Source organism: Erwinia psychrophila (assembly GCF_039023475.1).
GTDB lineage: Bacteria > Pseudomonadota > Gammaproteobacteria > Enterobacterales > Enterobacteriaceae > Erwinia.
Map to the genome: position 1 here is coordinate 46108 of NZ_JBCHVB010000001.1, position 24000 is coordinate 70107.

Here is a 24000-nt window from a genome sequence, read left to right on the forward strand (position 1 = left end):
GAGGAGTTAAAACGATGAAAGCGCTTACCTATCATGGGCCACACAAAGTCAGTGTGGACACTATGCCCGATCCGGCCCTTGAAGCGGCGGATGACATTATCCTGCGGGTCACGGCCACCGCTATCTGCGGCTCCGATCTGCATCTTTATCGCGGCAAGATCCCCGGTACTCATCATGGCGATATCTTCGGACATGAGTTTATGGGTGAAGTGGTGGAAACCGGGTCGGCCGTAACCGCCGTCGCGAAAGGCGATCGGGTGGTCATTCCTTTTGTGATCGCCTGCGGTGACTGCTTTTTCTGCCACCTTCATCAGTATGCGGCCTGTGAAAACACCAATAGTGGCAAAGGGGCCGCACTCAACCGTAAGAGTATCACGCCGCCCGCCGCGCTTTTTGGCTACAGCGACCTGTACGGCGGTATTCCTGGCGGTCAGGCGGAGTATGTCCGCGTGCCGAAAGCCAACACCGGGCCGTTTAAAGTGCCCGATACCTTATCGGATGAAAAAGTGCTGTTCCTGTCGGACATTCTGCCGACGGCCTGGCAGGCGGTGAAAAACGCCGAAATTAAGCCGGGATCCAGCGTGGCTATCTATGGCGCGGGACCGGTTGGCTTGCTCAGCGCAGCCTGTGCCCGTCTGGAGGGTGCGGAACAGATATTTATGATCGATCATAACGACTATCGGCTGGCCTTTGCCCATGAGCGCTACGGCGTGATCCCCATCAACTTTGATAAAAATGACGATCCGGCCGCCTGGATTATTGAAAACAGCGCCGGGCATCGCGGCGTCGATGCCGTCATTGATGCGGTAGGGTTTGAGGCGAAAGGCAGCCTGACGGAAACTGTCCTGACCACTCTGAAAATTGAGGGGAGCAGCGGTAAGGTGCTGCGGCAGTGTATCGCGGCGGTCAGGCGGGGCGGGGTGGTCAGCGTGCCGGGTATTTATGCCGGATTTATTCACAGCTTTATGTTCGGTGATGCGTTTGATAAGGGGCTGACGTTCAAAATGGGGCAAACTCATGTTCACGCTTTCCTGCCCGATTTACTGTCGCTGATCGAGAAAGGGCATCTGAAACCTGAAGAGATCGTCACGCACCATATGCCGCTGGAGGACGCTGCCCGCGGCTATGAGATTTTTGAAAAACGTCAGGAAGAGTGCCGCAAGGTGATTCTGGTGCCGGGCATGGGCGCCGACAGAGCCACAATCTGAGGCGTAACGGCAGGTGGAGCGGGCCGCCGCGGCTTTCAGGCAGGCGCCCGCTCAGCCACAGGGCTAAGAAATGCCAGCAGATACCCTTTACAAAATAATATATTTTTACATTCAGCCATAAATATAAAGATTATATTCCGGTTACATTATTTTAACGTTATCAGAAGTTCGTACTGCGTTAAAATTGCAGTTCTCTCAGAAGCTTAGTCAGCAGCATAATTTGATAGGTATTTTTTATCAATTATTGCTTGAAACCCTGAGGCATGTTGCTAGAGTTATTCATGCACGACGTTACTGAGGGCCTTAAATAATTAAGCTGGCAGCATGGCGGTAATTATTCGTCAACAAATTGTCAGAGAGTTGGCCTCAGTAAAAATTCAAACACGAAGAGGAAGATAATATGACTCAGCATCGTGGTAATTCCGGCAACTTCGCCGAGGATCGTGAAAAAGCATCTGAAGCAGGCAAGAAGGGCGGACAGAGTAGCGGCGGTAACTTTAAGAATGACCGTGAAAAAGCGTCTGAAGCGGGTAAAAAAGGCGGGCAGAACAGCCGCCGTGACTAAGACCTGTTAAGTGCTATCCGGTACGACAGTACCGGAATAAAACCCACTTTCCTTTCTGGAAGTGGGTTTTTTTAGGCCATAATAATCTCCACCATGCATGGAGAGCGTATCGGGTTTTATACTTGCAGCCTGATTTCATACGGAATAAATAAAGTGTGCATTTTTAATGCAGAGCTACTAATTTACCTTTCGGTAGTAAAATCTCCCTCCATAAATTAATCAAAATACCTTTCCCGAGTGTTTTCACTGCGTGAGTTTGCTTATGGAAGCATCATTAAGACTATTCTTAATATTTGGCTTTTATGTGGTGTTGTCTCTGGAAATAGAATCAATTGCTTCTATGCTTAATAAGGTTAATAAAAGTTTGAACGTACACCTGATTCATAATTTTTGTCTGTTTCAAAACGGAGAGAATGATGACTATCAAGACCCTGGAAGACCTGTTTATCCACGACTTATCTGATATCTACAGTGCAGAAAAGCAGATTACCCGCGCACTGCCTAAGATGGCCCGTGCCGCCACCGATGAAAAACTGGTCGCGGCTTTTAAACAGCATCTTGAAGAGACGCAGGGGCAGATTGAGCGCCTGGATCAGCTGGTTGAAAAGACCGAAGGCGTGCGCATCAAACGCATGAAGTGCCACGCGCTGGAAGGCCTGGTGGAAGAAGCCCAGGAAATCATTGACTCAGTGGAGGCCGGTCCGGTCAGAGATGCAGGGTTAATCGGCGCGGCTCAGAAGGTCGAGCACTACGAAATTGCCACTTACGGCACGTTGCGCGCTATGGCCGCCAGACTCGGCTATACGGAAGCGGAAAAACTGCTGACCGAGACGCTCAATGAAGAAAAAACAACGGACGAAAAACTGACCGTGATTGCAGAACAGCAATAGTTCTGCGGACGGCAGCATCGATAACGTGAGAGGTAAATCATGACGAATGAAGAACACTACCTTGACTGGGTAAAAGACGCCCACGCAATGGAAAAGCAGGCTGAAAGCATGCTGGAAAAGATGGCAGGCCGGCTTGAGCACTATCCCGATCTGAAAGCCCGCATTGAACAGCATATTGAGGAAACGCGTCAGCAGCAGGCGATGGTGCAGTCCGTTATCGACAGATACGACACCTCAAGTTCCACGATCAAAGATGCGATGGGCAAGCTGTCGGCGATGGGTCAGGCGATGGGCGGCATGATGGCCGACGATGAAGTCGTAAAAGGCGCTATGAGCGGCTATGTCTTTGAGAACCTTGAAATTGCCAGCTACACCTCGCTGATTGCGGCGGCTGAAGTTGTAGGCGATCAGGAAGGCGCACGTATTTTTACCCAAATCCGTGAGCAGGAGATGGCGATGGCTGACTGGTGCCTGAAGCATCTGCCAGATGTCACCGAGCAGTTTTTGGTGCGCTCCGCCGCGCCGGGTGTGGAAGCAAAAAAATAATTCGCAGCACCAGCGAAAGGCCTGCCTGAAGGCAGGCCAGCAGAACATTTAATAAAAACCGGAGTGAGCTATGTTTAAACACGTAAAACAATTGCAGTACACCGTACGCGTTGCCGGGCCGAATCCGGGGCTGGCTAACTTACTGCTTGAGCAGTTTGGCGGACCGCAGGGCGAACTGGCCGCTGCCTGCCGCTATTTTACCCAGGGGCTGGGAGATGATGATCCAGGCCGTAAAGATATGCTGATGGATATCGCTACCGAAGAGCTGAGCCACCTTGAGATCATTGGTTCACTGGTCGGTATGCTGAACAAGGGTGCAAAAGGCGCACTGGCCGAGGGCACTGAAGAGGAAGGTGAGCTGTATCGTAATATCACCGGCAACGGCAATGACAGCCATCTGACCTCGCTGTTATATGGCGGCGGTCCTGCGCTGACCAACTCAGGCGGGGTGCCATGGACCGCAGCCTATGTTGATACCATTGGTGAAGTGACGGCAGATTTGCGCTCCAACATCGCTGCGGAAGCAAGGGCGAAAATCCTTTATGAGCGTCTGATCAATATGACGGACGACCCGGGCGTGAAAGATGCGCTGGGCTTCCTGATGACGCGGGAAGTGGCGCACCAGATATCGTTTGAAAAGGCGCTTTACTCTATTCGTAATAACTTCCCGCCAGGAAAACTGCCGCCGATTGAGAAATATGCCAATAACTACTACAACATGTCTGAAGGTGGAGATGTTCGTGGTAGCTGGAACTCCGATGAAAACTTCAACTATGTCGCTAATCCTACCCCGGCTGTGGATGGCGGTGACGGCATGGCCAGCGTGGAACTCCCCGCTGAGCAGCAGGCCGATCTGGACAGTATGATTAAACGTACAGCGTCCGACCCGTCGGTCAACCCGGTCACCGGTACCGATATCGGCTCCGTTCCACCGATTGAAAATGATTCGGCTCCCGCCAAAAAATCCTGATATTACCGTGACGGCCTGCGGGCCGTCTTTTTAGTTCAAAGAGATTACTTACATGTACAGCCTGTTAAAAAGTCTGTTCAGCAGTCCTGAGCGTCTTTTAAGTGTAATGTCACGAAGAGACATGCAGGAGGAGAAAGATGATGGCGAACGCATTCTGATCGATGAAGATGGCGGCGCTTCCGTAAATATATGCAGTCCGGAAGTACACGAGGATTTTGCGCGTCACGTCGAGACGCTAAGGCACGCAGGCGACGTCTCTTCCTTAAACTTAGCAGGGAAAAAAACAGTGGTTGAGCAGGATGTGCTCAAAAAGTACCCAGCTAATTAAATAAGAAGCCACGTTTATCCCGCAGAGCGGGTTTTGCAATGAGAGGGAAGGCCAGGCAGCATCCAGGGAAAAAGCAAACCGCTATCTGCTCAGTGCAATACAGTTGTTAAGGTGCTAGGCTGTATATATGTCCAGCTACCGTGGGAGCCTGTGTGCACGGTCAGGAACAGGATTATTCAATAGCTATCCACGCAGTGATAGGTCGCGCTGTTTCGGAACTCATTGAAGCAGGGGAACCGCTGGGTAAGCAAAATATACTTATCATGTTGCAGGTTCACAGCGCGCAGTCGACGCAGGAAGGGAAGAAAATCATCTACCAGATGGCGTTTCGTAAGTTACTTGAAGAGTTCCGGTAAGTCCTTTGCCGGGCGAAAGGCGGGAAGATAATCTCTCGTTCTATCGCCATTATATTCCGCTATCCGTTTTTTTAAATCACCGCTTTCCCTGTTCCATCTTCAGCATTGCCACTCTGGGCACCCTCGGTTGCAGACATCCGTCATGAGGTTCAGAACGCGTAGGGCAACTATCGCTTAGTGTTTCTTGGCGCCGTCGGGTGGGCCTTCACTCGTAAAAAGATGAATGTTATCGCGGCCGCGGACGCGATGCGTAACAGGCTTTGGTGGCGCCGGTCGGTTGTTTTTCACTTCTGCGATAGCAAGCTGGCAGGCACGTTGTCTGGCAGGGATTTTTTCGACAGCAGCCATGTGCTGCAATTGTTGTATCAGTGACGCATTACTGACAGGCGCATCCCCTCTGAGAAGGGCAAGGATCGCTTCGCCAAATACAATATCCGTCAATATGTCTTCATCTTTTTGATACATACCTACATCTCTGAATCAGTTATTCAGGCACATTTCCATAAAGCCTTAGCCGCTGAGCATAACCCCTTTCAGGCCCCTCATCACCAGCATGACCGGAAAGAGAGACGTCAGGCGGGTTGCGGTAACTCACCCGAATAAAGAATAAATGCTGGATAAGCGTTTAGCGGGTAGAGCGCTTAGTCACCGCGACCAAACAGCATGCCAATTAGCGCCTGATAATGCTTTTCCTGCTCCGCCGACGTGGAAAGCTCAAGGCGTTTGAGCAGTTTGGTACAGATTGCTTTACGCGTGATTTGCCTGCCGGAGCGCAAAATTTCGACGACGATTTGTCCCAGCGTCTCCTGCTGGGAAGGAAGCGCCGCGTCATTGAAATAACGGCTGATATCGTTCTCTGCTTTCGGGTTAGAGCCGTCCTGACGCATCTATCTGCCTTAAGTCGTTAAGAAAAAGTGATTTGCGCTAAAGTTATACAGAAATACATAACTTGTACAGTAATAGTGGATTTTTAAGAAAGTGAGGTTTTTGCAAAAAGTGCTAGTTGTTAATATTCAACCGGTTATATTGAGCGGGTTAGCGCTTTTTACAGGGGGGTAAGGGCAGATAAGCCATTGTTAACCGAAGAAGGCGAGCGGAAAAATGCACCGTAGCAGGTCAGGAAAATCGGTGGGACCGCTGACCAGCGGTATTGAATGTCCGCTGGTCTGGGTTTGTCGCTGACTAGCGCAGTGGCCGTCCGGAAGCAGGATCGGCCAGGCCGATCGTAGCGACGCGCCGATCCGCCTGCGAAGTCAACGCCTCCAGCCAGTCGGGGCGGCTATCCGAATGCCATCCTTTACTGAAGGTCTGCAACCATTTTCTGGCCTGCCAGATACCGAGGAGGCGATCGTCATCCTGCTCATCGTCGGCCATAGTGTGTAATTGTTCAATAAGCGATAGCAGGGTAATATCCTGGTGGCTGAAAATAAGATTTAATGTCGCCTCGCCAATCATAACCTGCTGATTATTTTCCTGATAATATATAGTCAATTGAGACCTCCGTAATGTTTATCAAAAAGAAATCTCACGTTTGCACTAATAAGCATAAGACAGATATATGATTCCGGTGTCTTTTTTTAAAGAAATATTTACCGGTGGAAATATAAACAAAATAAAAGGGTTTTTAATTTAACTGCTTGAATATAAATGATAAACATAAGGAGTTCTAAAGGATTTATTCAGGAAATAACATTGTAATTCTGAATGTTTCCAGGTATTAATGTGTTTTCCCGAGCGATAATCGTTTAGAAATAAGAATTACCTTAAAAATAAAGAAGACCGTATTTCGTTCAGCCATCCTGCCAATTACCTCTTTTAACATGATGTTATCCGCTTGCCTGTCTGTCATATGTCGGCCAGCCGGCGCAGCTTATGCCTTTCCAGGGAGACGGGAAAAATTGTCATGCAGAAAAAAGAGAAATCGGGCCAGCTAGCTGGAAAACCCGGTAAGGGTGTTCCAGGCTTATCAGGGTAACGTTATTAATAAAAGGAGGATGAATGAACGAATCTTATATGAACTGTCTTGAAGCCTGCTATCGCTGTGCGGCCGCCTGTGATCACTGCGCCGCCTCCTGCCTGCAGGAAGACAACATAGATATGATGCGTGAATGCATACGTCTGGACACCCAGTGCGCCAGCCTTTGCCGGCTTGCCGCGCAGTTTATGGCGCTGGAAAGCGAATCAGCACCTGCACTTTGTAAGCTCTGTGCTGAGCTTTGCCAGAAATGTGGAGATGAATGCGCGAAGCATCAGCACGATCACTGCCAGAAATGCGCGGAGGCATGCCACGCCTGTGCCGATGCGTGCCGTAAAATGGCCGCCTGATCGGACGGCATGAGGAGGGCGTGTTTATGCCCGCTTCGTGCCGGCTTTACGGTTTAGCAGGGCTGAATCCCGCAGATATTCTTCAAAACAGAGCTAAACATTAGCCGGATTGCCAGTGGTACTCCCACGGCTGCCATTGCAGCAGGATAAATCAGAGCAATATCACTCTATTCAGAGGGTAAATCATTTTCTTCATCATCCAGCAAAAGAAAACAAGCCTGTTTCCGGCCTCAGTCGGGAAAGGAACCTTACAGGTGAATGTTGCACGTCCGGGCCTTTATGCATCCACAGGAACTTTAAAAACGGCTGCAAACTCAAATAATAAGGAATGCCAGGGGACTTTCTCCTTATTGAACGAGGTTTCTGTCAATAAAGGAGGCTGTGATTTGCTCAGGCGCTTTATTTTATTACCGACGCGTTGGCTATAATTACCGGCTAAAGCAAATTAACGCCATTTAGCGAGGAAACCTGCATGAAAATACACCATATTAACTGCGGCTGTATGTGCCCTGTTGGCGGAGCGTTTTATGACGGGTTCAGCGCGGGGCTAAAAGCGAAGCTAACCTGTCACTGTCTGCTGATTGAGACCGACCATGATGGCCTGGTGCTGGTGGATACCGGCTTTGGTCATCAGGATATGCAAACCCCCGCCAGGACGCTATCGACCTTCTTCCGGGCTATCAATAATATTCAGCGGAAAGAATCGTTAACCGCCTTGTCACAAATCCAGGCGCTCGGTTTTGAAGCTACAGATGTGCGGCACATCATTCTTACCCATCTCGATTTCGATCATGCCGGTGGCATCAGTGATTTTCCTCATGCCCGGGTGCATCTGATGGAAGAGGAGATAAATACCGCCCAGCGGCGGCACAGCTGGCTGGCAACGCAGCGTTACCGGCCTGCTCAGTGGGGCGGTACGTCGGGCTGGCAGGGCTACCGTGCGGCTGGAGACAGGTGGTTCGGCTTTGAGGCGGTCAATCAGCTCGCCGGCCTGCCGCCGGAGATCCTGATGATACCCCTTGCAGGACATACAACAGGCCACGCCGGCATCGCTATACGCACCGACAACGGCTGGACTTTACATGGCGGCGATGCCTGGTTCTATCGCGGAGAGATGCATCAGGCGCAGCGGCACTGTACGCCAGGTTTGCGGTTCTATCAGTGGTTTATGGCTGAGGATAATAAAGCACGCCGTATTAACCAGCAGAAACTCAGGGAGCTTTCCTGCGCTCATCCTGAAGAGCTGACGTTATTTTGCAGTCATGATGCGCTGGAGTTTGAACGGCTCGCTACGCTTCAGTCATCCGCCGGTCATTAAACGCCTGCTAACCGGATGCTGGCCGAAAGCCCGTGAAGCCATACGCTAATGCGAAATAGCCTCTTCTTTGAGAGCCATCATCCGCTGGCGTAGCAAGAGCGGGGGGTGAGTAGGGACAGTTATAATAACCAGATGTTAAAAAAAATATATATTCACTTTAAATAACAAAGGGTTGTTTTAATCAGCCCTGAATAAACCCAGGGTGTGATGAAATAGCTTTACGGGTGCGGGGATCAAGCGAAGCGCTAAAAAATTTAAATCCTTTATTACACAACAATATAAGTTTTCTTACAGAAACAGAGACCGTAATTCTGCCGCTTTAATGGCGCAAATACCGCCCCCTGACTACAATTATTCAGGCATCACGGCTGCAGATGGCGGGAAAATGACTTTTCCAGAACCTATGCTATCGGCGGAATAAATTAAACACGAATAGGAAGTTTTTATGACTCAGCATCGTGGTAATTCCGGCAACTTTGCCGACGATCGTGAAAAAGCATCAGAAGCCGGTAAAAAAGGCGGCAAAAGCAGCGGCAGCGGAAGTGGCGGCGGCGGCAATTTCAAAAACGATCCTGAAAAAGCCTCGGACGCGGGCAAAAAAGGTGGAAAGTCCAGCGGTCGTAGCTAAAGCAGACAGGCAGCGTTAACCAGCATGCCTGCAGCCCGCCACCCTTAATGAGGGTGGCGGGCTTTTTATTGTGTAACGCATATATTGCCTGACCAGAGAAACCAGCATACAACAACTCTGTGAATATTTTAAAACGCCGCAAACAGGACCCTGAAACAGAGTGCGTGTAATAAGGAAAACGTTTTTGATGCCTCAATTTTCCCCAGGGCAGAAGAGAAGAGGGAATTTTGCGTACAAGACGTGGCTGACAGCGGGAGGGCATTTCCGAAAGCGACAAAAAAACCCGCCGGGGCGGGTTTTTTTTATTACCTTTACTTAACTGCTCAGGCTGTTGCCGTCATCGCTGTCGTAAGCGGGGGTAACAGATGTTGTCCCTTACAGGGCAACAACGTTTGCGGCTGAAGGGCCTTTAGCACCATTTTCAATGGTGAATTCAACGCTCTGGCCTTCGTCCAGGGTTTTATAGTCAGAACCCTGAATAGCAGAGAAGTGAACGAACACATCTTTGCTGCCGTCCTGAGGCGCGATAAAACCAAAACCTTTACCCGCATCAAACCATTTTACTAAACCAGTCATTTTACCAGACATAGATACTTCCTTAATTTTGAGCCACGCAAGCGGCAGAGATGGCCTGTACAGCAGATCGTAACTTATTGGGCACTTAGGAGGAGACTCATGAAGAAGGGGTATCTTTGGATAACGCTTGAACTGAGGACTGCTTTACTAAAACTGCTTTCATAAGGTCTGTCTTCCAAACCGATGACGCTATTTAGTCATGACGACACCGGTTTGGCAAGCTTTATCTCAAGATAATTATCTGAGCATCTTTTTTTTGGCGATATTTTTTACTGCACGCCAGCGGTCCGCAGCAGCGCCGTCACCGCGCAGGCGCTGAGAATTACCAGAATAAGCGGCGCTTTTCGCCAGGCAAGCAGGGCTGCAAAAAGCACGCCGCCCAGCCGGGCGAAGCCGGCAAAGTGCTGGTTTTCAAATAACGCTGCGGTCGCCGCCACGGAAAACAGGAGCAGGGTGGCGGCATCGGTTAACAGCAGCTGCGTACGTGCGGAGAGCGGCAGGCGAGTGCCAAGGCGGTAGCCCGCGAACCGCATGGCAAAAGTGCCCGCGGCCAGCAGAGCGATGCCCGTTACGATCGATAAGGTATGCGTCATCTTTTATGCTTCCAGATCAGTAGCCCGCAGAGGGCAACCAGCACCGGTAAACCGGCGGGGACAAAGGGGACCGCAATCAGGGCCAGAAGCGAACCTGCCAGCGCAGGCAACCGGGTCCGGCGCAGCCTCAGCGCCGGAAACGTCAGCGCCATCAGGATCGCCGGGAAAACCGCGTCGAGGCCGATCGCCCTGATATCAGGAATAAGTTTACCGAGTGAGGCTCCCAGCATGACGCTCAGTGGCCAGCTGAGAGCAATCCCGATTCCGCAGAGCCAGTAGGCCGCAATACGGGCTGCTGGCGTGGGCTGCGAGAGGCCGAAAACCACGCTTTCATCGTTCATGATGTGACAGCCGGCCAGGCTGGCAGCCCGCTTGCCGACAAGATCTTTCACCGCAATACCAAAGGGTAAATGCCGGGCATTGACCAGCAGTCCGGCCGCAGCGGCCGTCAGCGGGCTGCCGCCGCCAGCGACGATACCAATAAACATAAATTCGGAGGCGCCGGCCAGCACCAGCGTAGACAGCGCCAGCGGAACCCACAGCGGAAAACCATCGGCGGCAGCCAGCGAACCATAGGATAGCCCTACCACGGCGTCCGCCAGACAGACCAGAATAATCGCCTTAACTACGCCGCCATCCAGCGGTGCCACAGAGTGCTTCATCATCGATTTCTTCTCATAAAGAACGAATAGTCATTATAATGAACAAAACCGGTCTGTTTTTCAAACCGAACGTTCGTTCATTATAATAAAACGGAGTGTCCGTGACGCCAATCACCCTTATCGCCCAGTCTTTAACCCGGGAACGTCAGCGCACCGGCATGTCGCTGGGGGAGGTCGCCCGCCGTGCCGGGATCGCTAAATCCACCCTTTCGCAACTGGAGGCGGGCAACGGTAATCCGAGTCTGGAAACATTGTGGTCACTTTGCGTGGCGCTCAATATTCCTTTTGCCCGGCTGATGGAGCCGGAAATCAGTAAGATGCAGGTGATCCGCCGGGGGGAAGGACCGTCGGTGACGGCGGCGCAGGCTGATTATCAGGCTATTCTGCTGGCGACCTGTCCGCCCGGCGCCCGTCGCGATATTTATCTTCTTACCACCCAGCCTGGGTCGGAACGCCTTTCACATCCCCATTCACCCGGTTCCGTCGAGCACATCATCATTACTCAGGGAAAGGCACTGGTTGGCCTGAGCGGATCGCCAGTTGAACTCAGCGCTGGCGACTACATCTGTTATCCGGCGGATGAAGAGCATGTTTTCCGCGCGTTAGAAGCCGATACCATGGCACTGCTGATCTCAGAACAGAACTGAGCCGCGCTTATCCTCCCGCCTTTACTGTGCCTTTACTCTTAACGTCCGCAGAGATTTGTAAAAAAGCGGCTAAAAGTGACCGATCCCTGTTCCCGGGAGTGAAGGTTTATCAGGCAAAGCCGATACCTGTAGTGACTGGGAAAACAGACAGGAGAGGCAGGAGAGATAAAATGATACAGCTGATTCCGGTAGCAGAATTACGCACCGGCATGTATGTGCACAAGCTGGAGGTGTTCTGGCTGAAACACGAGCGCGTGCATAATGATATGCTGCTTACCAGTCAGGAGCAGATTCAGGTCATTACTGACACCGGCATAAAAGAAGTCTGGATCGATCTGGACAAAGGCCTCACGCCTGTATGCGTCGACGCGGCAACGCGACCCGCACTGTCAATAGCCTCTGCACCCGTCGGCCTCTGCCAGGAGGTAGCGCAGGCGCAGGCTATCTGCCTTAATGCAAAAGGTCAGGTGATGGACATGTTCAGCGATGCGCGGCTGGGCAAAACCATTGATACCATCAGCACGCTGCCGCTGGTGGACGAAATCGGCGGCTCTATCAGCCGCCATCCCGCTGCGCTGCTCAGCGTAGTGCGGCTAAAAACGCATGATGACTACACCTATCTGCATTCGGTAGCAGTCTGCGCGCTGATGATTTCTCTGGCGCGTCAGCTTAATTTGGATGAAAAGCTGGTCCTCAGGGCCGGCACTGCGGGATTGTTGCATGATGTCGGTAAAGCCGGCGTCGCCCTGGATATTCTTAATAAGCCCGGCAAACTGACCGATGACGAATTCCGCATTATGAAACAGCATCCGGTGCTGGGCGAAGCGCTATTGCGTCAGAGCGGGGGCGATGAAGATTTGCTCGACGTGGCGCTGCATCATCATGAGAAAATTGATGGTTCAGGCTATCCTCACGGACTGAAAGGTCAGGCAATTTCGCTGCTATCGCGTATGGCGGCGGTTTGCGACGTCTATGATGCCGTCACCTCCGATCGCCCCTATAAAAACGGCTGGAATCCCGCCTACGCGATGCATCAGATGGCAAGCTGGGAAGGGCATTTTGATCGTCAGGTGTTTTACGCCTTTGTCAAAGCGGTGGGTATCTATCCACCGGGCTCGGTAGTGAGGCTCGCCTCCGGTCGTATCGCGGTCGTGGCTGAGCCAGGGGAGGACTCCCTGCTGACGCCGAAAGTCTGCGTCTTCTGGTCGCTTGCGGGCAACCAGCGTACCCGACCTGAAATCGTCGATTTGGCCGATCGTTTCTGCTGGGACAGTATCAGCGGACCGGAGGAAACGAAGTGTTGGGGTGGCCTGGACATCAACGCCCTCTGGATGCAGCCCATCGCCTGCTGAAGCGGCTATTGAGGCGGACCCGCTTCGCCGCGTTTTCCTGATTCACCTTCCGGATTGCTGTGACAACAACCTCTGTCTCATGACGCCACTTTTCGTCTTTATCCTGGCTCTTTTCTGACGTTATTTTGGCAGGCTGTTAGCCCGCAGGCAGCGTCTGCCCGCCGTTTCGTCTGGCAGAGTGCGGATCAGCGTCTATACTTAACGCTGAAAAGGTTACGCTATGGCGTGTGAAATGATGCGACGGTAAAGCTGCTCTCAGAGAGTAAACCGCAACTGAAAGGACAATGTTCCAGTATAAATAATGAAAAGTAATATGACCTCCTTTCTGCATTTTTCTCTGCCACGATCGATTTTCAGGTCAGCGCAGACCGCCAGCGTCAACTCTGTTTTTTCCTCAACCCCCCAATCAGGAGGAATCCAGTGAACATCCAGAAAGATGCTGGTCCACAGCTGCTCCGGGAAAGGCGCTACGCGTTCTTTCTTGACGTCGATGGAACGCTTGCCGCTATCCAGCCTCGCCCGGATGAAGCATTTATCCCGAAAGGCGTGATCGCAAATCTGCAAAAACTGGCTGAAGCCAGTGAAGGCGCGCTGGCGCTGGTATCCGGACGTCCGCTCGTCGAGCTTGATCAGCTGGCTGCGCCGCTCCAGCTTCCGCTGGCCGGCGTTCACGGTGCCGAGCGCCGTGATATTCATGGCCAGACCGAACGGATCTCCCTGCCGGATACGGTGAGCAGTGAACTGTCGACGCTGCTCACTGAAGCCGTTGCCAGGATGCCGGGCACGCAGCTGGAAACCAAAGGAATGGCTTTTGCGCTTCACTATCGTCAGGCCGAACAGTATCAGCAAGCGGTGCTTGAGCTTGCTGAAGCAATGACCCATCGTTATCCAATGCTGGCGCTTCAGCCGGGTAAATGCGTGGTGGAATTAAAACCGCAAGGTGTGAATAAGGGTGCCGCGCTGAAAGATTTTATGCAGCAGGCGCCGTTTGCCGGAAGAACGCCGGTATTTATTGGTGACGATTTGACCGATGAAGCAGGTTTTAATGCGGTCAATGCCATGGATGGGATCTCGATCAAAGTGGGTGAAGGCCAGACCCAGGCAGCCTATCGTCTGTCTGACGTTGAGGCGGTTTATCACTGGCTTAATCAAACTTTATTACAATTATATCAAGACGATACAACGTCGGTAAGGAGTCAAGGTTATGAGTCGCTTAGTAGTCGTATCTAACCGCATCGCTGTTCCGGACGGTTCCAAGACCAGCGCAGGCGGGTTGACCGTGGGCATTATGGATGCGCTTAAAACTACCGGAGGGTTATGGTTCGGCTGGAACGGCGATATCAATGAGACGGGTGAAGAGAACGAGGAGATGAGCCTGTTTGAACAGGATAACGTGACCTATGCCTCTTTTGCTCTTAACCAACAAGATTATGACCTCTACTATTTACAGTTTTCCAATGCCGTGATCTGGCCCGCGTTTCACTACAGACTCGATCTGGTCAACTTCCAGCGGGAAGCGTGGGAAGGCTACTGTGATGTGAATACGATGCTGGCGGAACGTCTGCTGCCGCTGCTGAAGCCTGATGACGTCTTATGGATACATGACTATCATCTGCTGCCTTTCGCCGCCGCGCTGCGCAAGCTGGGCGTCAATAACCGTATCGGTTTCTTCCTGCACATTCCTTTCCCCACGCCGGAAATCTTCAACGCATTGCCGCCGCATAATGAATTACTGGAGATGCTGTGTGAATACGATCTGCTGGGCTTTCAGACCGAGAGCGACCGCACGGCGTTTCTGGAATGCCTGTCGCTGCTGACCCAGGTGCAGAGTGACGGCAAAAAACACCGCGCCTTTGGCAATAACTTTGCAACTGAAGTCTATCCTATCGGCATTGAACCAGACAGCATCAAGGAGATGGCTGAAGGGCCGCTTCCACCGAAAATGGCGGCCATGAAGCGGGAGCTGGGTGATGCGAAAAATATCATCGCCTGTGAACGACTGGATTATTCGAAAGGGCTGCCGGAACGCTTCCTTGCCTATGAAGCGCTGCTTGAGAACTATCCTGAGCATCGCGGAAATATCCGTTACTCCCAGATTGCACCTACTTCCCGGGGCGACGTTCAGGCTTATCAGGACATCCGTCATCAGCTCGAAACGGAAGCTGGTCGTATAAATGGCAAATACGGCACGCTGGGCTGGACGCCTCTCTACTACCTTAATCAGCATTTTGATCGTCGGCTGCTGATGAAAATTTTCCGCCTGACAGATATTGGGTTGGTGACGCCGCTGCGTGACGGGATGAACCTGGTAGCGAAAGAGTATGTGGCGGCGCAGGACCCTGAGGACCCGGGCGTTCTGGTACTGTCACGCTTTGCCGGAGCGGCAAACGAGCTGACTTCAGCGCTTATCGTCAATCCATACGATCGTGATGAAGTTGCCGCAGCGCTGAACCAGGCCGCGACCATGCCGCTGAATGAGCGTATCTCACGCTATAACGACATGATGGCCGTGTTGCGCCAGAACGATATAACCCACTGGCGTAAGTCATATCTGAAAGATTTGCTGGCAATCCCAGCCCGGACAAAAGAGCAAGGAGAGGCCAATAAAGTGGCCACCTTTCCGCGACTAGCATAAGACGTGCCATTACTGCAAAAAGGCGATCTCAGATCGCCTTTTTTTATGGGCCCGGCTGAGCCAGGTGAAGGGGATAACGGCGAAATGAGGACCATTTTAAAAGAAAAAACAGAAAATAGGCTTTTTAACTAAAGAATTAGCCCCGGATGCCGATACCATACCAGCGAACCTGAAACACCATTCCAAACATTCATATCCTTAATGTACCCTCTGTTACAACTCCTTGCAGACCATAAACACAAGCCCGGCGCGCTTTACAAAACATTATCACTCATCAATCAAATGTTGCGCTCTGTCACATTTATGTCTTCATCTACCTACTCAACTGTCACCTTTAGTGATTATTTAATGTGCGTGTAAAGCGCAGTCAATCAGTTTATTGTTCTGCATTTTAATAAATAACTAGCATTAAATAACAACTAAGATCCGGATCACGTTTCTATGCCGTGGAAAGCTCCTAAAAAGAATCATTTTCATTTGTAAAAGTGGGCTACCAGGCGAAATTTAACAAATTGGCCCTGTTTTGGTTACTTAGTGTGCTAATCAACAGTATTCCTGAAGGTTTATTTTAGCAAAAATCGCCAAAAAGTGTGATCTGGATCACACTTTATCTAAAATTAAGGGTGGTCCACGTTGTATGTCTAAATCAGAGCGGATAGAGTTGCCTTGTTTTCGGAATAGTCTTAAAACAGACGCAGAAAACGACAGGAAGGGAGGTCAGGGAAGAGATGAAAAACTCAGGAGCAGCACCTGGCAAAATGGGTTAATGACCACTTTCTGTATGACGCCTTAAGGCAGCTTACAGCTTCGCAAACGTTTGGCTTCTGCCACTGAATTTTTTGCCATCTTTAGCTTTACCAAGCAGCAACCAAGGTAGCGGCGTTGTCCGCAAACGTTTATGTAGTGTCAGTCAGGACGGAACAAAAATGGGTACAACAGAATTACTCAAACATATTTACGATATCAACTTGTCATATTTGCTGCTCGCACAACGCCTTATTAACCAGGAAAAAGCCTCGGCGATGTTCCGTCTGGGTATTGATGAAGCGATGGCCGATGTACTGGCTCAGCTGACGCTGCCAGAAATGGTTAAGCTCGCCGAAACGAACCAGTTAATTTGTCAGTTCCGTTTTAACGACCACACTACTATTAACCGCCTGACTCAGGAATCTCGCGTGGACGATCTTCAGCAAATCCACACGGGCATCTTGTTATCCAGCCGTTTACTGCGCAATGCGTCAGCGAAAGAAGATGAGCTGCCGAAAAAGAGGGCGAGTTAATGAGTGATAAAAGTATTGTGCAGGAAGCGCGTGATATTCAGCTGGCGATGGAATTAATCACCCTGGGCGCACGTCTGCAAATGTTAGAAAGCGAAACGCAGCTCAGCCGCGGTCGTTTAATTAAGTTATATAAAGAGCTGCGCGGCAGCCCGCCGCCAAAAGGGATGCTCCCTTTCTCTACGGACTGGTTTATGACCTGGGAGCAGAATATTCACTCTTCCATGTTCTGTAACGCCTGGCAGTTTTTACTCAAAAGCGGGTTGAGCAAAGGCGTGGAGGCTGTGATTAAGGCCTACCGGCTCTACCTCGAGCAGTGCCCGCAACAGGACGAAGGCCCACTATTAGCGCTGACGCGCGCCTGGACCTTAGTCCGGTTTGTTGAGAGCGGAATGCTCGAACTGTCCGACTGTAAATGCTGCGGCGGCAGCTTCATTAACCATGCGCACCAGCCTGTTGGCAGCTTTGTTTGCAGCCTGTGCCAGCCCCCTTCGCGGGCAGTAAAAAGACGTAAACTTTCGGTAGAATCTGCCGATAACATTTCACAACTGCTGGATGAACCTGTCAAACAAGCTGTTTAACAGAAGATCCCCATGTGGAATGAATCCAGCAGCGGTTATTTAACCGCTGCTTTTTTTTTGCCTGAGGCTGAATGAAAGGGCCTGGCGCAGTCAGGAATCATCCACCCACTCGTCACCAGACGTAAGGATTGAATGTGTTAATTATTATAGGGTATATCCTGGTTACCGCGTCGGTGTTGGGCGGTTATGCCATGGTTGGCGGTCACCTCGGCGCGCTTTATCAACCTTCTGAACTGCTGATAATAGGCGGTGCAGGTATTGGCGCGTTTATCGTCGGTAATAATGGCAAGTCGATTAAAGCGACGCTTAAAGCCTTTCCGCTACTGATGCGCGGCTCAAAATATAATAAAGCCGTCTATATGGATCTGATGGCGCTGCTCTACCGTCTGATGGCGAAATCCCGTCAGCAGGGGATGCTGTCGCTGGAGCAGGATATTGAAAGTCCGCAGGACAGCGAAATTTTCGCTAATTACCCGCGCATTATTGCCGATAAAAGATTAGTGGACTTCATTACCGATTATTTACGCCTGATGGTAAGCGGAAATATGAACGCGTTTGAAATCGAAGCGCTGATGGATGAAGAGATCGAAACCTACGAGCATGAGTGTGACGTTCCTGCAACGGCCATCGCCTCGGTAGGGGATTCTCTTCCCGCTTTCGGCATCGTGGCGGCGGTAATGGGGGTGGTACATACGCTGGCGTCGGCAGATCGTCCGGCAGCCGAGCTGGGAGAGCTGATTGCTCACGCAATGGTCGGGACGTTCCTCGGGATCCTGCTGGCCTATGGGTTTATCTCTCCACTGGCCGGCGTACTGCGCCAGAAGTGTGCCGAATCCACCAAGATGATGCAGTGCATCAAGGTGACGCTGCTCTCCAGCCTGAATGGATATGCGCCGCAGATCGCCGTTGAGTTTGGCCGTAAAACGCTCTACTCAACGGAAAGACCGTCGTTTACCGAACTGGAGGAGCACGTCCGTAACGCGAAATCGCCAGCGAAACAGACATCGGATCAGGACGCATGAATAACAATCACCCTATTGTGCTGGTTAAGCGCAAGAAGCATAAGAAGCATGATGGTGCACACGGCTCATGGAAAATTGCTTACGCAGACTTCATGACCGCCATGATGGCCTTTTTTATGGTGATGTGGCTGATTTCCGTCTCCAACCCTCAGCAGCTGGTGCAGATTGCCGATTACTTTAAAACGCCGCTGAAGACGGCGGTGACCGGCGGCGCACGCAGCAGCGACAGCGTGAGTCCGATTCCGGGCGGTGGGGAAGACCCCACGCAAAAGCAGGGCGAAGTCCATAAAGTAGTGAATATGGATGCGCAGAAACGCAAGCTGGAAGAGATCCGGCTTAACCGACTGCGTGAACGGCTGGATCAGCTGATCGAAGCCGATCCCCGACTGCGGGCATTACGGCCTCATTTGATTATTAACATGGTCGAGGAGGGGCTGCGTATTCAGATTATTGACAGCCAGAACCGGCCAATGTTTAAAACCGGGAGTTCAGACGTTGAGCCTTATATGCGTGACATATTGCGTGCTATCGCGCCCATTCTGAATGACATACCAAACAGGATCAGCCTGTCCGGACATACGGATGATATCCAGTACGGCGGCGGTGACCGGGGGTACAGTAACTGGGAGCTTTCAGCCGATCGCGCTAACGCCTCTCGCCGTGAACTGACCATCGGTGGTCTGGCCGGCAACAAAATGCTTCGTGTGGTCGGCATGGCCGATACCATGAAACTGAAAAACCGCGGCGCGGATGATGCCGTTAACCGCCGAATCAGCCTGCTGGTGTTGAACCACGATACCGAAGAGCAGATTGAAAAGGAAAACTCGGAAAGCGATGTCGTGCAGATTAGCGACCCCGATCCGGCAAGTTTTAAAAATATAGCGGCACCGGCGATACCCGGCGATGCCAGCAAAAACCCAGACCCTCAACTCCCACAGGCTGAGCCTGCGGACAGTCAGGCAGTACCGACGGCACCTGCCCCGGTAGCGCCTGCGTCAGCGGCCCAGACCGATCGCGACTCACAGCAGAGGTGATACCGTGAGCATGGATATCAGCGATTTTTACCAGACGTTTTTCGATGAAGCCGATGAACTGTTGGCCGACATGGAACAACACCTGCTGGGGTTAGATCCCCAGGAACCCGATTCGGAACAGCTTAACGCTATCTTCCGGGCGGCCCACTCTATAAAAGGTGGGGCAGGGACCTTTGGTTTTACCGTGCTGCAGGAAACGACGCACATTCTGGAAAATATTCTCGACGGTGCCCGCCGCGGCGAAATGCAGTTAAGCACCGACATCATCAACCTGTTTTTGGAAACCAAAGATATTATGCAGGAACAGCTGGATGCCTATAAAACCGCCACGGAGCCAAATGCCGAGACGTTTGCATACATCTGCCAGGCGTTGCGCCAGCTGGCACTGGAAGCCAAAGGTGAAGTGATTGACCCGGCAATAGCGGCAAGCGAAGCGCCCGCATCGGCCCCGGCCGCTGCCGCTGGCGCGCTGCGCCTGGCGCTGGTCGATCTGAAGCCGACAGAAATTCCGCTGATGCTGGAAGAGCTGGGCAATCTCGGTACCGTATCAGATGTAATCAAAGGCGAAACGTCGGTTGAAGTCACCCTCGACTCCTCGGTGGATCAGGACGATATTGTCGCCGTACTCTGCTTTGTGATCGATGAATCACAGATCAAGTTTATCAACGCGTCAGCCGTCGCTGCACCAGCGCCTGCCGTCGCTGAGGCGGTTGTTGAAGCCGCGCCTGAGCCTGCTGTCGTGAGCGAGGCCGCGCCTGTGGCCAAGCGTGATAGTGCGAAGAAGGCTGCGCCAAAGGCGAGTGAATCCACCAGCATCCGCGTTGCGGTAGAAAAAGTCGATCAGCTGATCAACCTGGTGGGCGAACTGGTGATTACCCAGTCGATGCTGGCGCAGCGTTCTAATGAGCTTGATCCGGTCGCCCATGGCGATCTGCTGAACAGCATGGGCCAGCTGGAGCGCAATGCCCGCGACCTCCAGGAGTCGGTGATGTCCATCCGTATGATGCCGATGGAGTATGTGTTCAGCCGCTTCCCGCGCCTGGTGCGCGATTTGGCCAGCAAGCTGGGTAAAGAAGTTGAACTGACGCTGATGGGAAGCTCTACCGAACTGGATAAGAGCCTGATCGAACGCATTATCGATCCGTTAACCCACCTGGTGCGTAACAGCCTGGATCACGGCATCGAATCGCCGGAGAAACGTCTGGCGGCGGGCAAACACGCCGTCGGCAACCTGACGCTCTCTGCGGAACATCAGGGCGGCAACATCTGTATCGAAGTCAACGATGATGGCGCCGGGCTGAACCGCGAACGCATCCTGGCCAAGGCGCTCTCTTCCGGGCTGCCGGTCAGCGAAACGATGAGCGATGAGGAAGTGGGTATGCTCATTTTCGCCCCAGGCTTCTCTACGGCGGAGCAGGTAACAGATGTCTCCGGCCGCGGCGTGGGCATGGATGTGGTGAAAAGAAACATTCAGGAGATGGGCGGTCACGTCGAAATCTCCTCTAAGCAGGGTAAAGGCACCACTATCCGTATCCTGCTGCCGCTGACGCTGGCGATCCTGGACGGCATGTCCGTACGCGTGGCGGATGAAGTCTTCATTCTGCCGCTGAATGCGGTAATGGAATCGCTCCAGCCGCTGGCAGACGATCTCCATCCGCTGGCCGGCGGCGAGCGCGTACTGGAAGTCCGCGGTGAGTACCTGCCGCTGGTTGAGCTGTGGAACGTGTTCGACGTGCAGGGCGCGAAAACCGAAGCGACCCAGGGGATCGTGGTTATTCTGCAAAGTGCCGGAAAGCGCTACGCGCTGCTGGTGGATCAGCTGATTGGTCAGCATCAGGTTGTGGTTAAAAACCTGGAAAGTAACTATCGCAAAGTGCCGGGTATCTCGGCGGCCACCATCCTTGGCGATGGTAGCGTGGCGCTGATTGTCGATGTATCGGCACTTCAGTCTCTCAACCGTGAAAAGCGCGTGGCGGGAGCCGCAGCCTGACTTAACCGATTAAGGGTAAAACTATGACTGGAATGGCAACTGTCACTAAACTCGCTGGCGAAACTGTGGGTCAGGAGTTTCTGGTGTTTACACTGGGTGACGAAGAGTACGGCATTGATATTTTAAAAGTACAGGAGATCCGTGGTTACGATCAGGTGACCCGCATCGCTAACACCCCTCAGTTCATCAAAGGGGTTACCAACCTGCGTGGCGTTATCGTGCCAATTATCGATCTGCGTATTAAATTCGCGCAGCCGGATGTGGAATATAACGATAATACCGTGGTGATCGTGCTCAATCTTGAGCAGCGCGTGGTGGGGATTGTGGTTGACGGCGTCTCCGACGTTCTGTCGCTGACTCAGGATCAAATCCGCCCTTCACCGGAATTTGCGGTCACGATGTCTACTGAATATCTGACCGGTCTCGGTGCGATCAATGAACGCATGCTGATCCTGGTTGATATTGAGAAACTGCTCAGCAGTGAAGAGATGGCGCTGATGGATACGCTGCGCAGCGCATAAACCAGCTCAGATCATAAGAGAGCCGATCCAGCGCGATCGGCTTTTTTTATTCCTTTACAAACAAATTATTTGTCTGCTTATCAATTATTTCACCAGCGCTATTACTTCAAAATAGCCATCGTGCCGCATAAAGTTCCACCATACCAGGCCGATAGATCCGGTGACGTTCCATTATATTCACACCAAGGGTGCTCCATGTTTACACGTATTAAGGTTGTAACCAGTCTTTTAATCGTTCTGCTGGTTTTTGGCTCGTTGCAGCTGATTTCCGGCGGGTTATTTATTCAAGCGCTGACCAAAGATAAAAACAACTTTGCGATTGCGCAGAGCTCCAGCCAGAACGTGTCTCTCTTTACCGATGCCTGGATCGCGCTCAACCAGACGCGTATCACGCTGAACCGTGGCATGCTGCGTTTACAGAGCGATACCGCGAACAGCATCAACAGCGAATCGCTGAAGGCCATCAGCACGCAGGGACGTGCATTGCTGAATGATGCTGGGAAATCTTTCGCGGCCTATCGCTCCATTCCTAACACGCCAGGCACCGATCCAAAGCTGATCGCCAGCCTGGAGGATCAGTACCGTAATTATTCATCTGCGCTGAATACCATGCTTGAGCAGATGGAAAACCGCCAGCTGGTGGAGATGTATAAGCAAAACATCGAAGAGAAACAAAATGAGATGCAGGCAGTTTACAGCGCCTGGCGTAATGCACAGAACGTCCTGACCGCGCAGGGTGTGGAAGCAAACCAGAACGCCTATAACATGATGCTGGCGGTTATCGCTGGCGTAATGGTACTGGTCGTGGGGATTATCGTGCTGTGCTGGTTTGGCCTGAAGCGCGTTCTGATTAAGCCGCTGCAAACCAATATCGCCCACATCAGCAAGATCGCCAGCGGCGATCTGACCGATAAGATTGACGTTGTAGGCCGCAATGAAATGGCCGTGCTGGCCAACAGCCTTCTCGAAATGCAGCAATCTCTGGTGCGCACCGTCAGCGACGTCCGTGACGGTTCCGATGCAATTTATACCGGCGCAAGCGAAATTTCTGCCGGTAACAACGATCTCTCTGCCCGTACCGAACAGCAGGCTGCCTCTCTGGAAGAGACGGCCGCCAGCATGGAAGAGCTGACCGCCACCGTGAAGCAGAATGCCGAGAACGCCCGTCAGGCCTCTCAGCTGGCGCTGAGCGCTTCAGAAACCGCGCTGAAAGGCGGCAAAGTGGTCGACGGCGTGGTGAAAACCATGAGCGACATCGCCGGCAGTTCGAAAAAGATCGCCGATATTACCAGCGTTATTGATGGTATCGCCTTCCAGACCAATATTCTGGCGCTGAACGCTGCCGTAGAAGCGGCGCGTGCCGGTGAGCAGGGCAGGGGATTTGCGGTCGTGGCGGGTGAAGTGCGTAACCTGGCGCAGCGCAGCGCGCAGGCGGCTAAAGAGATCAAAGGGCTGATCGAAGATTCTGTCGCTCGCGTGGATAGCGGTACCGTGCTGGTTGGCACCGCCGGTGAAACCATGAACGACATCGTGAATGCCGTGACGCGTGTAACTGACATCATGGGCGAGATTGCCTCAGCTTCTGATGAGCAGAGCCGGGGGATCGATCAGGTCGGTACGGCGGTGACCGAAATGGATCGCGTTACCCAGCAGAATGCCTCGCTGGTGGAAGAGTCTGCCACCGCAGCGGCAGCCCTGGAGCAGCAGGCGAGCCGTCTGACGCAGGCCGTGGCGGTATTCCGCGTACGTAAAGAACAGGCCGTCAAAACCCTGAAGCCGGTAATGACAAAAATGGCGCCGGCCAAAGCAGCTGGCACCAAAAGCAGTGCGCCTGCGGCTTCTGAAGGGAACTGGGAAACGTTCTGATTTGGACCCTGCGGATGAACCGAAAACGCCGCCCTTAGGGCGGCGTTTTATTTTCAGAGGCGGTTCCCGCTGCCAGCGACCGGGTCATATCACCGCATTCCACGGCGCAC

The 24000-nt window shown here is 52.2% G+C and carries 26 protein-coding genes and 1 pseudogene; 21 read left to right on the top strand and 6 right to left on the bottom strand.

Annotated elements, in window-relative coordinates; translation table 11 throughout:
* Positions 1 to 14: 14 nt before the first annotated feature.
* The 7 genes and pseudogenes from AAH446_RS00200 to AAH446_RS00230 all read left to right on the top strand — a co-directional run bounded on the left by AAH446_RS00200 (position 15) and on the right by AAH446_RS00230 (position 4863).
* A complete protein-coding gene (locus AAH446_RS00200; RefSeq protein ID WP_342904723.1) occupies positions 15 to 1208 on the top strand; it encodes a zinc-dependent alcohol dehydrogenase in 1194 nt (397 codons plus the stop codon).
* A 400-nt stretch (positions 1209 to 1608) separates the two neighbouring features.
* Positions 1609 to 1773: a con-10 family general stress protein gene (locus AAH446_RS00205; RefSeq protein ID WP_024968383.1), complete on the top strand. Its 165-nt coding sequence runs from the start codon at positions 1609 to 1611 to the stop codon at positions 1771 to 1773.
* A gap of 416 nt (positions 1774 to 2189) precedes the next feature.
* The gene (locus AAH446_RS00210; RefSeq protein WP_342905773.1) at positions 2190 to 2663 is read left to right on the top strand and encodes a YciE/YciF ferroxidase family protein; all 474 of its coding nucleotides are present in this window, start codon (positions 2190 to 2192) and stop codon (positions 2661 to 2663) included.
* Positions 2664 to 2702: 39 nt separating this feature from the next.
* Positions 2703 to 3209, top strand: a complete 507-nt coding sequence (locus AAH446_RS00215) for a ferritin-like domain-containing protein (RefSeq protein ID WP_342904724.1) — start codon at positions 2703 to 2705, stop codon at positions 3207 to 3209.
* A gap of 70 nt (positions 3210 to 3279) precedes the next feature.
* Positions 3280 to 4179, top strand: coding sequence for a manganese catalase family protein (locus AAH446_RS00220; protein ID WP_342904725.1), 900 nt, complete (start codon positions 3280 to 3282; stop codon positions 4177 to 4179).
* Positions 4180 to 4231: 52 nt separating this feature from the next.
* A pseudogene (locus AAH446_RS00225) lies at positions 4232 to 4420 on the top strand (hypothetical protein); the annotation flags it as partial.
* 239 nt (positions 4421 to 4659) lie between these two features.
* Positions 4660 to 4863 carry a hypothetical protein gene (locus AAH446_RS00230; protein ID WP_342904726.1) on the top strand — a complete coding sequence of 68 codons (204 nt, stop codon included), beginning with the start codon at positions 4660 to 4662 and terminating at the stop codon, positions 4861 to 4863.
* Positions 4864 to 5037: 174 nt separating this feature from the next.
* On the opposite strand, the gene AAH446_RS00235 is transcribed toward AAH446_RS00230, so the two are convergent.
* The 3 genes from AAH446_RS00235 to AAH446_RS00245 form a co-directional block, all read right to left on the bottom strand.
* Positions 5038 to 5328 (bottom strand): hypothetical protein, encoded by a 291-nt coding sequence (locus AAH446_RS00235; protein ID WP_342904727.1) that lies wholly within the window; start codon positions 5326 to 5328, stop codon positions 5038 to 5040.
* Between the two features lie 176 nt (positions 5329 to 5504).
* Complete coding sequence (ycgZ, locus tag AAH446_RS00240) at positions 5505 to 5750, bottom strand: regulatory protein YcgZ (RefSeq protein WP_342904728.1); 246 nt, start codon at positions 5748 to 5750, stop codon at positions 5505 to 5507.
* 295 nt (positions 5751 to 6045) lie between these two features.
* Positions 6046 to 6354, bottom strand: coding sequence for a hypothetical protein (locus AAH446_RS00245; protein ID WP_342904729.1), 309 nt, complete (start codon positions 6352 to 6354; stop codon positions 6046 to 6048).
* Positions 6355 to 6861: 507 nt separating this feature from the next.
* On the opposite strand from AAH446_RS00245, the gene AAH446_RS00250 reads away from it, so the two are divergent.
* From AAH446_RS00250 to AAH446_RS00260, 3 genes are all read left to right on the top strand, one after another.
* The gene (locus AAH446_RS00250) at positions 6862 to 7188 is read left to right on the top strand and encodes a four-helix bundle copper-binding protein (RefSeq protein ID WP_342904730.1); all 327 of its coding nucleotides are present in this window, start codon (positions 6862 to 6864) and stop codon (positions 7186 to 7188) included.
* Positions 7189 to 7660: 472 nt separating this feature from the next.
* The gene (locus AAH446_RS00255) at positions 7661 to 8506 is read left to right on the top strand and encodes an MBL fold metallo-hydrolase (protein ID WP_342904731.1); all 846 of its coding nucleotides are present in this window, start codon (positions 7661 to 7663) and stop codon (positions 8504 to 8506) included.
* Between the two features lie 445 nt (positions 8507 to 8951).
* Positions 8952 to 9134, top strand: coding sequence for a con-10 family general stress protein (locus AAH446_RS00260; RefSeq protein WP_342904732.1), 183 nt, complete (start codon positions 8952 to 8954; stop codon positions 9132 to 9134).
* Between the two features lie 375 nt (positions 9135 to 9509).
* On the opposite strand, the gene cspE is transcribed toward AAH446_RS00260, so the two are convergent.
* From cspE to AAH446_RS00275, 3 genes are all read right to left on the bottom strand, one after another.
* Positions 9510 to 9722, bottom strand: a complete 213-nt coding sequence (gene cspE, locus AAH446_RS00265) for a transcription antiterminator/RNA stability regulator CspE (RefSeq protein WP_024968370.1) — start codon at positions 9720 to 9722, stop codon at positions 9510 to 9512.
* Positions 9723 to 9979: 257 nt separating this feature from the next.
* Positions 9980 to 10303 (bottom strand): AzlD domain-containing protein, encoded by a 324-nt coding sequence (locus AAH446_RS00270; protein WP_342904733.1) that lies wholly within the window; start codon positions 10301 to 10303, stop codon positions 9980 to 9982.
* Positions 10300 to 10965 (bottom strand): AzlC family ABC transporter permease, encoded by a 666-nt coding sequence (locus AAH446_RS00275; RefSeq protein ID WP_342905774.1) that lies wholly within the window; start codon positions 10963 to 10965, stop codon positions 10300 to 10302. Before AAH446_RS00275 ends, AAH446_RS00270 begins: the two co-directional genes overlap by 4 nt.
* A 101-nt stretch (positions 10966 to 11066) precedes the next feature.
* Between AAH446_RS00275 and AAH446_RS00280 the strand changes: the two genes are divergently transcribed.
* The 11 genes from AAH446_RS00280 to AAH446_RS00330 all read left to right on the top strand — a co-directional run bounded on the left by AAH446_RS00280 (position 11067) and on the right by AAH446_RS00330 (position 23890).
* Complete coding sequence (locus AAH446_RS00280; protein WP_342904734.1) at positions 11067 to 11612, top strand: helix-turn-helix domain-containing protein; 546 nt, start codon at positions 11067 to 11069, stop codon at positions 11610 to 11612.
* 170 nt (positions 11613 to 11782) lie between these two features.
* Positions 11783 to 12964 carry an HD-GYP domain-containing protein gene (locus tag AAH446_RS00285; RefSeq protein ID WP_342904735.1) on the top strand — a complete coding sequence of 394 codons (1182 nt, stop codon included), beginning with the start codon at positions 11783 to 11785 and terminating at the stop codon, positions 12962 to 12964.
* A gap of 420 nt (positions 12965 to 13384) precedes the next feature.
* On the top strand, positions 13385 to 14194 hold the full coding sequence (gene otsB, locus AAH446_RS00290; RefSeq protein ID WP_463322755.1) for a trehalose-phosphatase: 810 nt from the start codon (positions 13385 to 13387) through the stop codon (positions 14192 to 14194).
* The gene (otsA, locus tag AAH446_RS00295; RefSeq protein WP_342904736.1) at positions 14169 to 15599 is read left to right on the top strand and encodes an alpha,alpha-trehalose-phosphate synthase; all 1431 of its coding nucleotides are present in this window, start codon (positions 14169 to 14171) and stop codon (positions 15597 to 15599) included. Before otsB ends, otsA begins: the two co-directional genes overlap by 26 nt.
* Before the next feature lie 926 nt (positions 15600 to 16525).
* Complete coding sequence (gene flhD, locus AAH446_RS00300; protein WP_342904737.1) at positions 16526 to 16879, top strand: flagellar transcriptional regulator FlhD; 354 nt, start codon at positions 16526 to 16528, stop codon at positions 16877 to 16879.
* The gene (flhC, locus tag AAH446_RS00305; RefSeq protein WP_342904738.1) at positions 16879 to 17457 is read left to right on the top strand and encodes a flagellar transcriptional regulator FlhC; all 579 of its coding nucleotides are present in this window, start codon (positions 16879 to 16881) and stop codon (positions 17455 to 17457) included. Before flhD ends, flhC begins: the two co-directional genes overlap by 1 nt.
* Positions 17458 to 17591: 134 nt before the next feature.
* Positions 17592 to 18479 carry a flagellar motor stator protein MotA gene (gene motA, locus AAH446_RS00310; RefSeq protein ID WP_342904739.1) on the top strand — a complete coding sequence of 296 codons (888 nt, stop codon included), beginning with the start codon at positions 17592 to 17594 and terminating at the stop codon, positions 18477 to 18479.
* Complete coding sequence (gene motB, locus AAH446_RS00315; protein ID WP_342904740.1) at positions 18476 to 19513, top strand: flagellar motor protein MotB; 1038 nt, start codon at positions 18476 to 18478, stop codon at positions 19511 to 19513. The genes motA and motB overlap by 4 nt, the downstream gene beginning before the upstream one ends.
* Before the next feature lie 10 nt (positions 19514 to 19523).
* Positions 19524 to 21503 (top strand): chemotaxis protein CheA, encoded by a 1980-nt coding sequence (gene cheA / locus AAH446_RS00320; protein WP_342905776.1) that lies wholly within the window; start codon positions 19524 to 19526, stop codon positions 21501 to 21503.
* Positions 21504 to 21526: 23 nt separating this feature from the next.
* On the top strand, positions 21527 to 22024 hold the full coding sequence (gene cheW, locus AAH446_RS00325; RefSeq protein ID WP_342904741.1) for a chemotaxis protein CheW: 498 nt from the start codon (positions 21527 to 21529) through the stop codon (positions 22022 to 22024).
* 195 nt (positions 22025 to 22219) lie between these two features.
* Positions 22220 to 23890: a methyl-accepting chemotaxis protein gene (locus AAH446_RS00330; protein WP_342904742.1), complete on the top strand. Its 1671-nt coding sequence runs from the start codon at positions 22220 to 22222 to the stop codon at positions 23888 to 23890.
* Positions 23891 to 24000 lie beyond the last annotated feature (110 nt).

What these genes read in the sequence shown, in the direction of transcription:
- AAH446_RS00200 (WP_342904723.1), top strand. Translation starts at nt 15, where the DNA reads ATGAAAGCGCTTACCTATCATGGGCCACACAAAGTCAGTGTGGACACT.
- AAH446_RS00205 (WP_024968383.1), top strand. Translation starts at nt 1,609, where the DNA reads ATGACTCAGCATCGTGGTAATTCCGGCAACTTCGCCGAGGATCGTGAA.
- AAH446_RS00210 (WP_342905773.1), top strand. Translation starts at nt 2,190, where the DNA reads ATGACTATCAAGACCCTGGAAGACCTGTTTATCCACGACTTATCTGAT.
- AAH446_RS00215 (WP_342904724.1), top strand. Translation starts at nt 2,703, where the DNA reads ATGACGAATGAAGAACACTACCTTGACTGGGTAAAAGACGCCCACGCA.
- AAH446_RS00220 (WP_342904725.1), top strand. Translation starts at nt 3,280, where the DNA reads ATGTTTAAACACGTAAAACAATTGCAGTACACCGTACGCGTTGCCGGG.
- AAH446_RS00235 (WP_342904727.1), bottom strand. Translation starts at nt 5,328, where the DNA reads ATGTATCAAAAAGATGAAGACATATTGACGGATATTGTATTTGGCGAA.
- ycgZ (WP_342904728.1), bottom strand. Translation starts at nt 5,750, where the DNA reads ATGCGTCAGGACGGCTCTAACCCGAAAGCAGAGAACGATATCAGCCGT.
- AAH446_RS00250 (WP_342904730.1), top strand. Translation starts at nt 6,862, where the DNA reads ATGAACGAATCTTATATGAACTGTCTTGAAGCCTGCTATCGCTGTGCG.
- AAH446_RS00255 (WP_342904731.1), top strand. Translation starts at nt 7,661, where the DNA reads ATGAAAATACACCATATTAACTGCGGCTGTATGTGCCCTGTTGGCGGA.
- AAH446_RS00260 (WP_342904732.1), top strand. Translation starts at nt 8,952, where the DNA reads ATGACTCAGCATCGTGGTAATTCCGGCAACTTTGCCGACGATCGTGAA.
- cspE (WP_024968370.1), bottom strand. Translation starts at nt 9,722, where the DNA reads ATGTCTGGTAAAATGACTGGTTTAGTAAAATGGTTTGATGCGGGTAAA.
- AAH446_RS00270 (WP_342904733.1), bottom strand. Translation starts at nt 10,303, where the DNA reads ATGACGCATACCTTATCGATCGTAACGGGCATCGCTCTGCTGGCCGCG.
- AAH446_RS00275 (WP_342905774.1), bottom strand. Translation starts at nt 10,965, where the DNA reads ATGAAGCACTCTGTGGCACCGCTGGATGGCGGCGTAGTTAAGGCGATT.
- AAH446_RS00285 (WP_342904735.1), top strand. Translation starts at nt 11,783, where the DNA reads ATGATACAGCTGATTCCGGTAGCAGAATTACGCACCGGCATGTATGTG.
- otsA (WP_342904736.1), top strand. Translation starts at nt 14,169, where the DNA reads ATGAGTCGCTTAGTAGTCGTATCTAACCGCATCGCTGTTCCGGACGGT.
- flhD (WP_342904737.1), top strand. Translation starts at nt 16,526, where the DNA reads ATGGGTACAACAGAATTACTCAAACATATTTACGATATCAACTTGTCA.
- flhC (WP_342904738.1), top strand. Translation starts at nt 16,879, where the DNA reads ATGAGTGATAAAAGTATTGTGCAGGAAGCGCGTGATATTCAGCTGGCG.
- motB (WP_342904740.1), top strand. Translation starts at nt 18,476, where the DNA reads ATGAATAACAATCACCCTATTGTGCTGGTTAAGCGCAAGAAGCATAAG.
- cheA (WP_342905776.1), top strand. Translation starts at nt 19,524, where the DNA reads ATGGATATCAGCGATTTTTACCAGACGTTTTTCGATGAAGCCGATGAA.
- cheW (WP_342904741.1), top strand. Translation starts at nt 21,527, where the DNA reads ATGACTGGAATGGCAACTGTCACTAAACTCGCTGGCGAAACTGTGGGT.
- AAH446_RS00330 (WP_342904742.1), top strand. Translation starts at nt 22,220, where the DNA reads ATGTTTACACGTATTAAGGTTGTAACCAGTCTTTTAATCGTTCTGCTG.